Annotated in this window: 13 protein-coding genes and 1 pseudogene; 10 read left to right on the top strand and 4 right to left on the bottom strand. The window is 36.2% G+C overall.

Going from position 1 to position 14,819, the window contains the following annotated elements; translation table 11 throughout:
• The first annotated feature begins 112 nt into the window (after positions 1–112).
• The 10 genes and pseudogenes from Q3C19_RS16830 (at position 113) to Q3C19_RS16875 (ending at position 12,030) form a co-directional block, all read left to right on the top strand.
• Positions 113–886, top strand: a complete 774-nt coding sequence (locus tag Q3C19_RS16830) for an IS5 family transposase (protein WP_302730881.1) — start codon at positions 113–115, stop codon at positions 884–886.
• 22 nt (positions 887–908) lie between these two features.
• On the top strand, positions 909–1,364 hold the full coding sequence (locus Q3C19_RS16835; protein ID WP_302730883.1) for a hypothetical protein: 456 nt from the start codon (positions 909–911) through the stop codon (positions 1,362–1,364).
• Complete coding sequence (locus Q3C19_RS16840; RefSeq protein ID WP_302730885.1) at positions 1,361–2,713, top strand: restriction endonuclease subunit S; 1,353 nt, start codon at positions 1,361–1,363, stop codon at positions 2,711–2,713. The genes Q3C19_RS16835 and Q3C19_RS16840 overlap by 4 nt, the downstream gene beginning before the upstream one ends.
• Positions 2,700–3,314, top strand: coding sequence for a hypothetical protein (locus Q3C19_RS16845; RefSeq protein ID WP_302730887.1), 615 nt, complete (start codon positions 2,700–2,702; stop codon positions 3,312–3,314). Before Q3C19_RS16840 ends, Q3C19_RS16845 begins: the two co-directional genes overlap by 14 nt.
• A 21-nt stretch (positions 3,315–3,335) precedes the next feature.
• Positions 3,336–4,196, top strand: a complete 861-nt coding sequence (locus tag Q3C19_RS16850) for an HAD family hydrolase (protein WP_302730889.1) — start codon at positions 3,336–3,338, stop codon at positions 4,194–4,196.
• A 30-nt stretch (positions 4,197–4,226) separates the two neighbouring features.
• Positions 4,227–7,457, top strand: a complete 3,231-nt coding sequence (locus tag Q3C19_RS16855) for a type I restriction endonuclease subunit R (protein WP_302730891.1) — start codon at positions 4,227–4,229, stop codon at positions 7,455–7,457.
• Positions 7,445–8,149 (top strand): M48 family metallopeptidase, encoded by a 705-nt coding sequence (locus Q3C19_RS16860; protein ID WP_117917957.1) that lies wholly within the window; start codon positions 7,445–7,447, stop codon positions 8,147–8,149. Before Q3C19_RS16855 ends, Q3C19_RS16860 begins: the two co-directional genes overlap by 13 nt.
• Positions 8,150–8,227: 78 nt before the next feature.
• Positions 8,228–9,577: an SIR2 family protein gene (locus Q3C19_RS16865; RefSeq protein ID WP_302730896.1), complete on the top strand. Its 1,350-nt coding sequence runs from the start codon at positions 8,228–8,230 to the stop codon at positions 9,575–9,577.
• 86 nt (positions 9,578–9,663) lie between these two features.
• Positions 9,664–10,725: a hypothetical protein gene (locus tag Q3C19_RS16870; RefSeq protein ID WP_302730898.1), complete on the top strand. Its 1,062-nt coding sequence runs from the start codon at positions 9,664–9,666 to the stop codon at positions 10,723–10,725.
• Positions 10,726–10,796: 71 nt separating this feature from the next.
• Positions 10,797–12,030: pseudogene (locus Q3C19_RS16875) on the top strand (IS256 family transposase).
• Between the two features lie 336 nt (positions 12,031–12,366).
• On the opposite strand, the gene Q3C19_RS16880 reads toward Q3C19_RS16875, so the two are convergent.
• The 4 genes from Q3C19_RS16880 to Q3C19_RS16895 form a co-directional block, all read right to left on the bottom strand.
• A complete protein-coding gene (locus Q3C19_RS16880; protein WP_204429408.1) occupies positions 12,367–12,735 on the bottom strand; it encodes a helix-turn-helix domain-containing protein in 369 nt (122 codons plus the stop codon).
• Positions 12,736–12,801: 66 nt separating this feature from the next.
• The gene (locus tag Q3C19_RS16885) at positions 12,802–13,485 is read right to left on the bottom strand and encodes a hypothetical protein (RefSeq protein WP_117678437.1); all 684 of its coding nucleotides are present in this window, start codon (positions 13,483–13,485) and stop codon (positions 12,802–12,804) included.
• Positions 13,486–13,741: 256 nt separating this feature from the next.
• Positions 13,742–14,332 carry a YqiA/YcfP family alpha/beta fold hydrolase gene (locus Q3C19_RS16890; RefSeq protein WP_302730903.1) on the bottom strand — a complete coding sequence of 197 codons (591 nt, stop codon included), beginning with the start codon at positions 14,330–14,332 and terminating at the stop codon, positions 13,742–13,744.
• 2 nt (positions 14,333–14,334) lie between these two features.
• On the bottom strand, positions 14,335–14,634 hold the full coding sequence (locus tag Q3C19_RS16895; protein WP_004294938.1) for a hypothetical protein: 300 nt from the start codon (positions 14,632–14,634) through the stop codon (positions 14,335–14,337).
• Positions 14,635–14,819: the final 185 nt, after the last annotated feature.

The raw sequence follows: 14,819 nt of genomic DNA on the forward strand, positions 1-14,819 counted from the left end.
AGAAACTGTTTTGAATTGATTTAAGAATAATGTTATAGGGCTACATACAATTCAGAATCAGCCGGTCAATTGGAAAAATGTTATATCTTTAAAGGTACCAAACAATAAAGTTATGACACAGTATCCAACCGACCTGACTGAAAAACAGTGGCAAGTTATAAAAAATATTTTAGAGCCGCAAGCGAGGAACCGAAAACATCCGCTTAAAGAGATAATGAATGCCATCCTTTATATCAACAAGACCGGCTGCCAGTGGCGTATGCTTCCTTCTGACTTCGCCCCTTGGCAAACCGTCTATTACTACTTCCGCAAGTGGAAGCTTGAAGGTGTGTTTGAAGAGGTGATGGATGCCTTGCACTCCCTTATCCGTAAACAGGCGGGACGGGAGGAAAGCCCCAGTCTTGGCATCATGGATTCCCGAAGCGTAAAGACTTCCCATCATGTTGATTCTGACCGCGGTATAGACGGGAACAAGAAGATCAAGGGACGGAAAGAGCACATCATTGTCGATACGCTTGGCCTTCCGTTAGCCGTTGCAGTCCATAAAGCCAGCCTGCATGACAGCAAGGGCGCCCCACAAGCCATAGAGAAACTCGCTTATAAATTTCCGCGTCTGGCTAAAATCCTGGCGGATGGAGGCTACAGGGGAGGTTTGGCTGACTGGGTCAAGAAGAAATTCGGATGGATATTGGAGGTCGTGCTCAGACCGGACGAATGTCCGTCCAAATTTCAGGTACTGCCCAAACGCTGGATTGTGGAACGCTCTTTCTCATGGCTGGAAAACTTCAGAAGGCTGACCATCGATTACGAATTCCTTGCTGAAACCGCAGAAGCTATGGTACAGATTGCATTCATCCAAATCATGCTTAACAGATTTATCGAATGAAATCAAAACAGCTTCTAATATTATGGAATCTTTTTCTTCTATCATATCACTTTTGCTCTCTACTATTGCTGTGGTTATAAGTTTATATACTTATGTTATTCATGACAGAAAATTGAAAAAACAGGAGCATTTACTTAATATGTATCATATAAAGCAGTTCCAGAATGAAGAACATGCAAATAAAAAAGCTGATATAGTGGGTGAAATATCCCTCCTGAGAGGAGAACATTATTCTCTGAAAATCCAAAATAGAGGTAGGGCTTCTGCTAAAAATATTCGTATTGAAGAATTTGATATTGAAAATTATGATATTCGCAATATTGTAATTCTTCCGTATAATTGCCTAAATGCTGGTGAAGCTTTTTCTTTAAATATTTTTAGAATCAGGAGAAGCGTTCCTACTATGACAATCACTTATGTATGGGATGATGATTGGGATATTAATCGAAAAAAACAGCAAACAATACAATTGAAATGAATAAAGTCCAGAACATACCACAAGGATATAAAGAAACTGTATTAGGAATTATTCCACAAGAGTGGGAAATAAAGCGATTAAAAACAATTGCAACTCCTATTAAAACATTTTCATACTCACGAGATAAATTGAGTGATAATGTACATACTTTGACATATATTCACTATGGTGATATCCATAAATCTGGTGAAAAATATAATGTACGTCTAGATACAGATCGTTTACCATACCTTATAGATGGAATGATATCAGATAGTGAGATTAACGAGATCGATTTTCCAAAATTACAAAGTGGGGATATTCTGCTTCCTGATGCATCAGAAGATTATGACGGTATAGGGCATGCATGGGAATTGCTGAATATTGGGCAACAAAAGGTAATTGGAGGATTGCATACTATTGCTATTCGTCCTAACCCCAAATTTGTTTTATTAGGATATGGTTCCTTAATGTTTTATTCTTGGCCGGTATCCAAAGCCTTGAAGAGAATTGCTCAAGGGACTAAAGTATATTCAATAAATTTTAATCTCATAAATAAGGTCAGAATTTTACTGCCTCCACTGGCAGAACAACGAAAAATAGCAGCTATACTAAACACATGGGATAAAGCTATTGAGAAACAAATGCAGCTCGTTGAGAAACTTGAATTGCGCAAAAAAGGATTGATGCAACAATTACTCACAGGAAAGAAACGTTTGCCGGGGTTTAGTGGAGAGTGGAAGAAAGTAAAATTGGGAGATGCAGCTATCTTTTTGAGTACGAATTCATTTTCCCGCGAACAACTTAATAGTGTAAAAGGAAACATTCTCAATATTCATTATGGAGATGTATTAGTAAGATATTCATCGGTTTTAGATGCATCAAAAGAGGGTATTCCATATATAAATGAACAAATTGGGTATAGTCCGAAGGATTATGTCAATAACGGAGATGTCATTATGGCAGACACAGCTGAAGATGAAATGGTAGGGCGTTGTTGTGAAGTTATTAATATTGATAACATAAAGGTTGTTTCTGGACTTCATACAATTTTGATTCATCCTATAATAAAATTTACTCCCAAATATTTAGGATATTATTTAAATTCTGAGAGATATCATAAGCAGATAATTTCAATAATGCAAGGTATAAAAGTATATTCTATAACTAAAGATGCTCTAAAGAATACAATTATTGATATTCCTTGTATAGAAGAACAAGCTGCGATAGCAAATATTCTTTCACTTTGTGATCATGAAATTCTTTTGGCGAAACAAAAGCTAAGTAAATTTCAATGGCAAAAGAAAGGTTTGATGCAAGTATTATTAACAGGTAAAAGACGAATAACGAATAATTATGGAAAATATTAAAATTACGTTGACAGAATTTATTAATTTTGTTAATAAGTCAGGAACAGCTAAGGCAACAGTGGTAAGAGTTGCCAAGAAAAGGAGGGAAACTGAAGACAACCCTTATACTACCGACTATTGGTATGCTTTAAGAAATCGGATAATAGAATTTCATAAGAAAGGTAAAAATATTGATTTTATAGATGATACAATCAACCATATAATTAGTGAAAGAAGATCTAATTATGAAATTTTAATTAGTGGATATAAAAAATTCCTTGGAAAGAAAAAAATTAAATATCTTACTCCAATAAGAAAAACATGGATAATAGGCGATATTAGCATCGCTCTAAATCCTGAACTGATTTTAGAAATAAATAAAAAAATATTTGTTATAAAGTTATTTATGTCAGTAAATGAGTCGATGAATAGAAAACATGCTGATTTAATTTTAACCTTATTGGAACATGAAATGAGATCGAAAGTAGGAGGAACTGAACCTATTTTTGCGGTTTTGGAAGTCAAGACAGGTAAATTATTCCCACAAAAGAAAAAGGACTTATCTTTATATCCATTATTAAAAGGTGAAGCAAAAAGTTTTGAAACTCAGTGGAAGAGTTAAAATAAATTTAAATTAGATTTTATGGCAAAGAAAAAACCAATAGTTGCACTTATATACGACTTTGATGGTACACTTTCTCCCGGTAACATGCAGGAATTTGGCTTTATACAAGCCATAGGTAAAGATAAAGCAGAATTTTGGGCAAAGAATAAAAAGTTATCTGAAGATAATGATGCCAATGGTATTCTAACTTATATGTATCTGATGATACAGGCTGCAAAGAACAATGGTATTTCTTTGCGGAGAGAGTCGTTTAAAAGATTTGGAGAAAACGTAGAACTATTTGATGGGGTTAAAGAATGGTTCGCGTTAGTTAACGAGTACGGTAAAAGTATAGGGCTAGATGTAAAGCATTACATCAACTCCTCAGGGCTGAAAGAAATGATAGAGGGAACTCCTATTGCAAAAGAATTTGAGAATATTTATGCCTGTTCGTTTCTTTATGATGTGGATGGGATTGCCTATTGGCCGGCTGTCGCTATTGACTATACGGCAAAGACTCAATTTTTATTTAAGATTAACAAAGGTATTAAAGAAGTAAGTGACAATAAAAAAATCAATCAGTACATACCGGAAAAAGAACGTCCTATCCCGTTTGAACGTATGATTTATTTTGGAGATGGAGATACTGATATTCCTTGCATGAAGATGATCAAGGAACATGGAGGACATTCCATTGCTGTCTATGCTAATGGTAATAGTGTAAAGAAAGCAACGGCACTTCAGCTTATAAAGGATAATCGTGTCAATTTTGTATGCCCAGCAGATTACCGTGCAGGGAAAGAAATTAATATGGTGGTTAAAAGGATCCTAGATAAAATAAAAGCAGATTACGAATTTCAACGTCTTTTAGACTTGCATCACAAGAAGATAAAGAAATGACAAAAAATCATAATTTCGAGATTGAATTATATGCAAGGAATATCATTTAAAGAAGACCATATCAGCCAGATACCCGCTTTGCAGCTATTGCAGAAGTTTGGATATACATATTTGACTCCTGACGAAGCATTGGCTATGCGTGGCGGGAAGACATCGAATGTCCTGCTGGAAGATGTGCTTCGCAACCAGTTACGTCGCATCAATTCCATTCGGGTGAACCGCAACAAGGAGGAACTGTTTTCAGAACAAAACATTGAAAACGGTGTATTGGCTATGCGCAATATCCCGATGGAAGGTGGGTACTTGAGCGGAAATGAAGCCGTTTACAATCTATTGACATTGGGTAAGGCGTTTGAACAGAGTATCGATGGTGACAAGAAAAGCTATACCATGCGTTTTATTGACTGGGAACATCCGGAAAGAAATGTGTTTCATGTGGCGGAAGAGTTTGCAGTGACCCGCACCGGAATGGCCGATACGTACCGTCCAGATATAGTTTTGTTTGTCAACGGTATTCCGCTGGTAGTGATAGAATGTAAGCGTCCCGATATCAAAGCGGCACTTGACCAGGCTATATCCCAACATCTGCGTAATCAAAAAGATGATGGAATTCGCAGTCTTTACTTGTATAGTGCTTTGCTGCTCAGCATAGGAAACAGTTATGGGGCGTATGCCACTACAGGTACACCGGCCAAATTTTGGACGAAGTGGAAAGAGATGTTTCTCACAGAGAAAGAAGAGGCGGAACATATACAGCAGTTGAACTGTCTGGTCAATACGCCGCTGGATGAAAAGCGGAAGGCACACCTGTTCAGTGATCGTTTCCGTTATGTGCGGGCGTATTTCGATGCCATGGAACAAAAAAGGGTGCTACCTACGGAGCAGGACCTGTATCTGTTCGGCTTATGCCGCCCGGAAAGATTGCTCGACCTCATTCATAACTTTACTATCTACGATGGGGGAATTAAAAAATTGGCCCGCTATCAACAGTATTTCACGGTAAAGGAGATTACGGAACGGGTCAAGACGTTAGACCATGGGAAACGTCGAGGTGGGGTAGTGTGGCATACACAAGGCAGTGGAAAATCACTTACGATGGTTTTGCTGGCGCAAGCTATTGCACAAGCTAAAGAAATACTGAATCCAAGAATTGTGATGGTGACTGACCGTACGGATTTAGACAGTCAGATTACCAATACATTCAAGAAATGTGGGCGGGAAGTAATTAATGCCACCACCGGCACTCATTTGGTGGAACTGCTGGAAAGTAAAACCGATGCCATTATCACGACTGTCATTAATAAGTTTGAGACAGCCGTGAAGAGAATAAAACACCCGTTGACGGATCCGAATATCTTTATCCTGATTGACGAGGCTCACCGCAGTCAGTACAAGGAAATGGCTATCAAGATGGATAAGGTATTACCTAATGCTTGTAAGATTGCTTTTACTGGTACCCCGTTGATGAAGAAGGAAAAGAATACGGCTAATACGTTCGGCGGTATCATCCGTCCGGTATACACCGTGCGTCAGGCTGTAGAAGACGGTGCCGTAGTTCCATTACTTTATGAAGGGCGAATTGTACCTCAGCATGTACACGAAGGGCCCATAGACGATTTCTTTACCAAAGTTTGTGAAGGACTGAATGAATATCAGACGGCCGATTTAAAGAAAAAATATTCGCGCACCGATTTTGTGAATCAGACAGACCAGCGGGTGTATTCCATTGCCTGGAATATCTCTGAACATTTCCGTGATAACTGGCAGGGAACGAAATTCAAGGCTATGCTGGTTACACCGAGGAAAGCCATTGCTGTGTTGTACAAAAAATATTTGGATGAGATTGGCTTGGTATCTTCTGAAGTGCTTATTACAGCTCCTGATACGCGTGAAGGTGAAGAGTCTTCATACGGTGATACTTCGGAAGAAGTAAAGGCCTATTGGAAAAAAATGATGGATGAGCATGGAACCCCTAAGAAATATCAGGAAAATCTGATTTCCCGTTTCAAGAATCAGGAGCAGCCGGAGATAATGATTGTGGTGGACAAATTGCTGACCGGATTTGATGAGCCGAAGGTGGTAGTTATGTATCTGGACCGCAAACTGAACGGGCATACATTGTTGCAGGCTGTGGCACGTGTCAATCGGGTTTGTGATGGTAAAGAGTTTGGTTACATCGTTGATTATTATGGAGTCTTAAAAGAATTGGACGAAGCTTTGGATTTGTATTCTAATTATGATGAAGAAGAACAGACGGTTTTTCGTGAGACTTTGGAATCAGTTGATACTGAAATAGCAAAATTGCCACAGAAATATTCAAATTTATGGGATTTGTTCAAGTCAATTTCCAATAAACGGGACTTGGAGGCATATGCACAGTCATTACGTGAGGAAGATAGGCGGCAAGAGTTTTATGAGAGACTGACAGCTTATGCATCTTGCCTGAAAATAGCTCTTTCTACACGTGATTTCCATGCGAAGACTCCAGAAGAAGATATCAAACGATACAAAGATGACTTGAATATGTTTGTCAAGTTGAGATCTGCTGTTCAATTACGCTATTCAGACACAATAGATTACAAGCAATATGAAGGTCAGATACAAAAACTGATTAATCGCCATGTAGAAAGTGGAGCTGTAAAGCCAATCACAGAATTGGTGAATATCTTTGATACGGAAGCCTTCGAACAGGAAGTGGAAAAGATTGTAGGAATAGCGGCAAAGGCAGATACAATAGCTTCCCGAACCAGCAAATTCATTACGGAAAACATGGATACAGACCCGGTGTTTTATAAGAAATTTTCCCAATTGCTGAAAGAGACCATTGCTGCTTATGAACAAGGCAGAATTGATGAACTGGAGTATTTGAAACGAGTCCTGAAATACAAAGAGGATATATTGGCCCATACCGACAATGAATTGCCGGAAGAGTTACAGCAAAATAATGCAGCAAAAGCTTATTATGGATTAGCATTGGAAACTTATCAGCGCATATTTAGTGACACGCAGATAAGCTTGAAGAAATTGGCATTGGAAACTGCTATGACTTTTGATGAAATTATCAATCATACATTAATTGTGGATGGTAGTGTATTGGTTGACTGGCTGCAGAAATCGGATATTATTGGTCGTATGAAAATCGAGCTGGAAGATTATCTGATAGATGAGGTGAAAAGGAAGTATGGACTTAATTTCTCTTTTGATGATATGGATACAATTATTGACGGCTGTGTAGACGTGGCAAAACTATGGATCAAATAAAAGACTGTATAGAATATGGCTCTGTTGTCATGGAATATGCTGTAGAATACAGAACCAGAAAAACTTTGGGTATATGCGTGCATCCAGACGGTAGTGTGGAAGTAAAGGCTCCAGTGGAAGCACCACTGGAGCAAATCAGAGAACATGTTCATCGTCGGGCTTCGTGGATTTGCAAACAGCAACGATATTTTTCTTCTTTCGGTATACACACTCCCGAACGTAAATATGTCAGTGGGGAATCTCATTTATATTTAGGCAGACAGTATATGCTGCGTGTGGTTGACAGTGAACGTAATGAAGTACATTACAAAGGAAATATCTTGGAGGTAGAGTGCAGGCATCGCAAGGATGTGCGTGCTTTACTTTTAGCTTGGTATAGAAAACGTGCTGAAATCAAGTTCAAAGAGTATGCTGATCCCTTGATATCACGTTTCAATCGTTATCAGGTCAAACCGTCTGCCATCAAACTGAAAGAAATGGCAACCCGTTGGGGAAGTTGTACCGCTTCCGGACAAATTATGCTGAATCCGAGGTTAATAGGTGCCCCACGAATTTGCATTGAATATGTGATTATTCATGAGCTTTGCCACCTTGTTCATCGTAATCATACCAAAGCCTTTTATGAGTTGTTGACTCAGGAGATGCCAGACTGGAAAAAGTGGAAAATGAAATTGGAGAAGTTAATGATTTAGGATTCAATATTTTATATATAACGAAAGACTAATGCCTTAGAAGGTTGTAAAAGGATTAATAATAATTTTAGAAGAATCATGAGAATAGGGAATTCAAGTTCATATTTAGAAGCAAAACTTTTTGAAGATAAAGTTGGGGATTTTTTAACTTCAGTATGTTTAAACGGAACTGTAGAAAGAGAAAAGACTCTTCTATCAGGGAAAATAAGAGCTGATTATTACCTAACTGAAGGGTGTCCCCAAAAGAACTGGCCTCCCAAAACCGCTATAGAAGTTAAATGCCGTTTACATTATTCATCTATAAGTTGGATTTACCAACAATATTTACCATTGTTTGAAGCAGAGGAAGTTTCAAAGTTAGTAATTATTTATATTGCTCGTATTGATAATTCTAATCTAAATCGATATTTAGAATCTTTAAATACTTCTTTTATAGAGCTATATGATTTTAGACAAGATTTAGAAAATAAGACTCTTGTAGAAAATAAAAAGTCAATCATTAACAGAATTGATATAATTGATAAGGCAAAAGATGACTTTAGCAATACAAAATATACTTTATTTTTGGGAGCGGGACTATCTATGGATGCAAAGTTACCAAGTTGGTCAGAACTATTAGAAGCATTGTTAAATCAAGAAAATCATACACCTTATAAGTATATTAATAGTGCAAATTCAGAATCAATATCTTCTGCATTGGGATATTCAAGTATAATAACAGGCAGATATGCTTCTGATGGTTATCTTAAAGATAATAGCAGAACGGAAGATGAAAAAAAGCAAATATTCATAGATCGTATTCGTAATGTATTGTATAAAAGGAAAAAATATAAGTCTACACTTATAGAAGCTGTATCAAAAGCAGTTAGACGTAAAAAACCGGCACAAATTATTACATATAATTTTGATGACCTTTTAGATGAATTATTAAATAAAAAAGGATTTTATTCTGTGTCTGATAATACAATTCCTAGGATAAATCAAATTCCGATATATCACGTTCATGGAATGATCTCAAGAGATAATACAAAGCCATCGAATTCCGTTTTAAGTGAAAAGGATTATCATGCTCTATATAGTAATCCCCACAATTGGGCAAATGTTGTTCAGTTAAATGCGTTATATACATCTACCTGCTTTTTTATAGGTTTTTCTATGACAGATCCAAATCAGAGACGTCTTTTAGAGTTGGCACGAGAAAAAGATAAAGATTCAGATCAAATAGAAAAATTACCTCATTATGTATTTCTGAAGAAAACGCCATTAAAAGGAGAAGCATCCAAGGAGGTAAATGAGGAACATTGGAATGAAATGGAATATATGATGTCAGATTTTGGTTTAAATGTGATCTGGTTTAATAACTTTGATGATTTACCAAAAATTCTAAATTATATATCTGGCATTACGAATGATAAGCCTAAATTATAAATTATTTTTATTTAAAAATAATTTCAATGCCCAATATTGTTGTATTTATCTTTTTAGTAAAATAAATTGTAAATATTCAATTAAAAATGATTCAATTTTATAATAACGAATGTATTGTATATCTAGATTTTCTGAAAAAACAAGATGTTGGGGTATATAATGCATATGTAGATTTTCGACAAACAAAAGATTTAAAACTTTTTATTCAATCAAATGAACGCAATCAGAACTTTGGTGAAATAAATACATATCTGGAACTTTGTAAAGTAAAAACAAATAAGCGATTACGTTCTGGATGTTATTATAAACTAAATCTTTCATTGATTAATAATATTAGTTTTATTCAAAATCAGGAGTCATTATTCATAGGGCGAACATATAATTGTGAAAAAATGCCAACACCAAGCACCGAAACGGAAGAATTATTACAATCTCATGAACCATTAGACCAGAAGGAACTTATCCATATTATACATAATACTCCGGAACCTAATGATTTAATGATACAAGGTCTATCTAATGTCGATTTAACACTAAACGTTCGTGATGTTAATCAAGCTAATTGGAATGAAATATTGGAAGGAGATATCATCAAATTAGTTTATGATATTGGTGCAAAAAATGATGCAAAAAAAGATGAGGTGCGAGCAATATTTGAGTTTAGAAGAGAAATATTAAAACGAGATAAGCCTATATTAATAATATCTCATTGGGATATGGATCATATCCATTGCTTAAGATATGCAGATCAGCAGACAATAAAGGATTGCTTTAATAAATTTATATGTATTGATGTAATGAGATCTGTGACGTCTCATAATGTTTATAATAAAGTTCGTACAGCATTAGGTGATAAAAATGTATTTTGTATACAACCAGCTTATCGTACCAATGGTATTACAATGCATCTTTGGAAAAGAGTCGGAAATGTATCTATTTATAGAGGTGAAAAAAGTACTAATATCAATTATTGTGGGCTATGTATATTTGTTAAGGGCATTCAGAAAAGTGTAAACTTTACAGGTGATGTTAGGTTAATACAAGCAAAAAATATTTATGATCAAGAACTACAGCAAAATTTAATAACAAAAAAGCATGTTCTTATAGCTCCACATCATGGAGGGGAAAACATTACAAAGGCACTATAAAATATTTTGTGTAAATAGAAATACGGGATTCAGAAAAGAGTCTCGTATTTTTTATTTTATACATTTGCAAAATGAAGAAGATTATGAAAGAAAAGAATCAAGTAGTGCCTGATGAGATGTTAAGCAAGGAGTTCCTTAGCCAGTTCAAGACAGAAGCCGATGTAAGCAAGTTCCTGAAGCAGTTGCATGCCCAGGTATTGGAAAAGATGCTTGAAGGCGAAATGGATGCTCATTTGGGGTATGAAAAGAATTCTGTGACCGGTAATAACAGTGGTAATTCACGTAATGGCAGCTATCCGAAGAAAATCCAGACCGAGCATGGAGAAGCTGTCATCTCTATACCCCGTGATCGTAACGGCCAGTTTGAGCCGATAGCCGTGCCCAAACATGAAAGCCGTGGACTTTCGATAGAAAAGCTTGTTATCTCCTTATACGCCAAAGGAATGAGTGTTTCTGATATAGAAGAAGAGATGCGTGAGATTTATGAAATAGAGCTCTCTACATCGGCCATTTCCATCATTACAAAACAAGGTAAACCAGGCAGCCCAAGAGTGGCAGAACCGCCCTCTGGATCCTGTTTATCTGATAGTCTGGATGGACGGCATTGTCTTCAAGGTACGGGATAACGGCAAGATTATAAACAAGACCGTTTACCTTTGTGTCGGACTGAAACAGAACGGCTTGAAGGAGGTTCTTGGCATGTGGGTCGGCAAATCGGAAAGTTCTTCTTTCTGGATGGGCGTCCTGACCGATTTAAAGGCACGTGGAGTACAGGATGTACTGATTACCTGTACCGATAACCTGAATGGATTTACGGATACCATCCGTACTGTATTCCCTCAGTCATCCACCCAAATCTGTGTGGTGCATCAGATCAGAAACTCCTGTAAATATGTCGTTTACAAGGACAAGAAAGAGTTTACGGCGGATATGAAGAATATCTATAATGCACCCAATAAGGAGGTTGCGGCCACGGAACTTGACAACCTGGAAAAGAAATGGGGAGGAAAGTATCCATATGCCATACTTTCATGGAGAAACAACTGGGATGACCTGACTGTTTTCTTCCAGTTCCCGCTGGAAATCAGGAAAATAATCTATACTACAAATCTCATTGAAAACCTGAACGGAAAAATCAGAAAGTACACCAAATCAAAGCTTTCATTCCCTTCGGATGATGCCGTAAAAAAGACCGTGTATCTTTCACTTATGGAGATTGAGAAGAAATGGACACAGCCGATTCATAACTGGGGCTTGATTATGAATCAATTTATGCTTATTTTTGAAAACAGAATCCAGATATAAGAACAAACTTACAGCTGAATCCTGTTCCCATTTACACAAAATTTTGGACAGTGTCATTACAAAACATAGGGTATATTCTAATCCAACAACAGAAGTTGTAATTTCTGTTGGAGCAAAAAACATTTATGGACATCCTAGTAGGAATATGCTTTCTTATCTACTTTCTTTATGTAATCATAATCTTTATAGAACAGATATTAATGGTGATGTTAATATTAGTATATAGCATTTTTCAAGTTTTTAAATTGTGAGAAGAAAAGGAAAATACCTATACTCGTACTTTTGTTTCAAAAATTACAGTATATCTTTTATAATTTACTTCTTATTTTTTATAAATCATATATTAACTCCATTTCTAGGTTTACGTTTCATCCCACGAAGTATTTGTGCGGATTGTTCCTGATAGGATAGAGGTTGGCTTTGTTTTTTGCCGGCCTCTATCCATTTAAGGAGTTCGTCCTCATAGAAATATAATTTTTTACCACGTTTATAGGTTGGGATGAGACCTGTACGAGCAAGTCTATATATTGTCGGTTTTGATTTTTGGATAAGTATGCTAGCCTTATCTATGTCAATTAGTTGATGCTGATGATCAAGTCTCTGTGGTTGTAGGGTTTCAACTAATTGGTAAATCTTCTCCACTTGTTCTGTTAAATAGCTTACAGCCTGCGGAAGTTTGTCGAATGTGATAGGTTCTTTTGTCATACTATCTGTTTTTGCTTTTTAGGATTGATACTTGTTCATGCAGTATTTATGAATATAAAGTCTGATTTATTGAATTATATCTGGATTTAATTTAATCAAGCATTCTGTTTCTGAGTGAGACATCTTTTTGATTATCGTGTTGATTTCATTTTCTTTCATGGTATCAGCAAATACTTTTTTAATGAACTCTGCTGTATAAGAACGTCGTTTACCTAATGCTTTACCTATGTTCCAACCCAAATGCATAACATCTATAGCTTTCAATTTTGAATCTACTTTTATAGGAATAATATCGATAGCAGTTTTATCCTGAAAGAAATCTGAAATATAAGCACAGAGGCGCTGCAGATTTTCTTGGCTTGTATAAGCAGCCATCGTTTGATGGATGTATATATGTACTAACTCTAGCTTTTTATCGTTCGTACGTTTCTGTTCTATAATAGTATTCGATCGGAGTTTTTCATATTCCATAAATGCTTGTTCTGGTGCAATCACAGAATCATTAAGATGTTCATGGATAGATAAAGATTTGCTATGATGACATAAATATATAATTATCTCGTATAATGCAATTTGCATTGATATATATAATCCTGTAGATATTATAAAGACCGATATAAAGATAATATTTGAGCTGAATTGATCAAAGCCTGCATTGACTGCTTCAATGCGTATAGCAAGTGCTATAAGAAGTAATGTTCCAGCTACACTAGAATCTAAAATATAATATTCAAATTTCTTCAAATACATAAGCCATATGTTTAACTGTTCGTAAGCAAAGGTAATGTTTACTGATTATGTATTATCAGAAAATGACAAGAGTGACATCAGACTTCATCAAACGTCACTAATTGTCATAAATAGTTTGATTATTATTGGAAAGTATGAAGTGTTCAGATGGAATAGGGGCGGATTAATTTATGGGATTGAATGTAAGACATGAATTTATAACTTATCATATAATAAACAAAAGTGGTATCCTTTCTATATTATATGATAAGTTATGCTATAATTCCAATAATCGTTCCGCTAATGGCGCATAATACTTTTGTACTTCTTCAGCTGTTGGAGTATGACCGCCAGGAAAGTGGTATGAATATTTATAATGCATTAAAAATAAAGGCTCAAAGTGTGCCAGATGGTCATTCTCACCAAATATTCCCCATATATTTTCTTGGTTAGCTACCTGACAATTGTCCCATTGATGCTGTTGAAGTTCTGCGAATTCATCAATCAATATTTGGTTAATGACAAGCTGCTGATTTCCGTTAGCTCGTGGTGATTTGTATTCATGCGAACCAATACGTTCCATCAGGAAGCGTGTCATTTCGAAATGAGGATTTCCGAGTAAAGCAGGGATATTGTTTTTAGATGCTACTATCTGTGCCAAAAACGAGCCATTACTGTTTCCTACCAATATATCAGGTTGTTCTTGGTTGCACAATCTTTGGATAAAGTCGAGAGCTTCCTGTGGATGCAGGGGTAAGTCTGGACTCAAAACTGTTGCCTTACCGCTGAAATATTCTTTCAAGGCAAGAGCTGGGATACATGTACCTGATGCAAAGAAACCGTGAAGGAAAAGAATTTTCTGTGCCATAATCAACAACCGCTTCCGTCAATATTACATGTTGCTCCTTCATTGATAGGACGTGAACGTAATCCGGCATCTTCTGGACTCAAAGTAACCGTACCGTCTTCCAATACAAAGCAAGGAATTCCAACGGCTCCAACACTTTTGGCTTCATTAAAGGCCGGATGATGATCCCGTAGTCTCAAGAATGCTTTCAAATCTCTTACGTGTTGACCAATATCGATGACTTCATATTGGTTATTACCTTTTACTTGTTCTTCTACATACGTACAATCCGGACAAGTTTCCATTCCATATATTTTTATCATAGCTGTAGTTATTCATTTAAAGACTCAATTTTCTTCAAAGATAGCGATTCTGTCAGATAAAGCAAACATAAAAACAGGTCATATCCGATAGATTTATCAGATATAACCTGTTATAGATAAGATAAGAGTTATATTATTTCAACGAAATCTTATTCGCTGTCTCTCGTTTTTTCGAATTGACCAAA

The sequence above is a fragment of the Bacteroides sp. ET489 genome (assembly GCF_030518095.1).
Classification (GTDB): domain Bacteria; phylum Bacteroidota; class Bacteroidia; order Bacteroidales; family Bacteroidaceae; genus Bacteroides; species Bacteroides ndongoniae.

Coding starts and splice junctions, on each gene's coding strand:
- Q3C19_RS16830 (WP_302730881.1), top strand. CDS start 113: ATGACACAGTATCCAACCGACCTGACTGAAAAACAGTGGCAAGTTATA.
- Q3C19_RS16835 (WP_302730883.1), top strand. CDS start 909: ATGGAATCTTTTTCTTCTATCATATCACTTTTGCTCTCTACTATTGCT.
- Q3C19_RS16840 (WP_302730885.1), top strand. CDS start 1,361: ATGAATAAAGTCCAGAACATACCACAAGGATATAAAGAAACTGTATTA.
- Q3C19_RS16845 (WP_302730887.1), top strand. CDS start 2,700: ATGGAAAATATTAAAATTACGTTGACAGAATTTATTAATTTTGTTAAT.
- Q3C19_RS16850 (WP_302730889.1), top strand. CDS start 3,336: ATGGCAAAGAAAAAACCAATAGTTGCACTTATATACGACTTTGATGGT.
- Q3C19_RS16855 (WP_302730891.1), top strand. CDS start 4,227: ATGCAAGGAATATCATTTAAAGAAGACCATATCAGCCAGATACCCGCT.
- Q3C19_RS16860 (WP_117917957.1), top strand. CDS start 7,445: ATGGATCAAATAAAAGACTGTATAGAATATGGCTCTGTTGTCATGGAA.
- Q3C19_RS16865 (WP_302730896.1), top strand. CDS start 8,228: ATGAGAATAGGGAATTCAAGTTCATATTTAGAAGCAAAACTTTTTGAA.
- Q3C19_RS16870 (WP_302730898.1), top strand. CDS start 9,664: ATGATTCAATTTTATAATAACGAATGTATTGTATATCTAGATTTTCTG.
- Q3C19_RS16880 (WP_204429408.1), bottom strand. CDS start 12,735: ATGACAAAAGAACCTATCACATTCGACAAACTTCCGCAGGCTGTAAGC.
- Q3C19_RS16885 (WP_117678437.1), bottom strand. CDS start 13,485: ATGTATTTGAAGAAATTTGAATATTATATTTTAGATTCTAGTGTAGCT.
- Q3C19_RS16890 (WP_302730903.1), bottom strand. CDS start 14,332: ATGGCACAGAAAATTCTTTTCCTTCACGGTTTCTTTGCATCAGGTACA.
- Q3C19_RS16895 (WP_004294938.1), bottom strand. CDS start 14,634: ATGATAAAAATATATGGAATGGAAACTTGTCCGGATTGTACGTATGTA.